Genomic DNA, 582 nt, shown 5'->3' with positions numbered 1-582 from the left:
GAATTTATTTGCTCTTCTGCATTAAATGTCTGTGCAAACTTCGCTGTCTGGCTTGGGTTGAGTTTATAATCAACAAGCGTGATCTTACTTCCCATTCCCTTAAATGTTGTATCCATTACCAACGGGACAACAATTCTAAATGTTGAAGGATCTGTTTGATTTTTAACCAACCCAATTCCAGGTGTAAAATACCAGCGAATTTTTGCTGAAATCGTAAATGTTGAACCAGGAATTTGATCAATTTTACCGTTAAAGTTAACATCCCAGTAGTATTGCTGTGCTTGAACAGTTTGATTTTTTATTGTGAGATTTTCACCAGCTCCTTTATTTGATGTGATGTTTAAAGTTCCGCTTGCTGTGATGTTGTTTACAGAGTCAATGACAAATTTAACTTGTTGATTGAATAGAGTCCAACTCTGACTTGCTGGATCAACCCACAGAAGCCATCTACCAGAGAGCGAATCAAAAAGTGATACCTGAGGGAAATAAATGTAGTATTTTTCGCCATCTTTTGAAACATACCACAATCCAGAAAGAGATGAATTAACATATTCTGAGATTTCATACGCTTGTTTCCCAGCG

General features: G+C 36.6%; 1 protein-coding gene. It reads right to left on the bottom strand.

Going from position 1 to position 582, the window contains the following annotated elements; genetic code table 11:
- The coding region (locus AWW83_RS08740; RefSeq protein ID WP_159421161.1) for a hypothetical protein at positions 1-582 on the bottom strand (582 nt) is incomplete at both ends.

This window comes from Candidatus Chryseopegocella kryptomonas (assembly GCF_001536065.1).
In the GTDB taxonomy this organism is placed as follows: domain Bacteria; phylum Bacteroidota; class Ignavibacteria; order Kryptoniales; family Kryptoniaceae; genus Kryptonium; species Kryptonium kryptomonas.
Note: the sequence above shows the minus strand (reverse complement) of the source record. Positions and strands in the feature narration are given on the sequence as shown.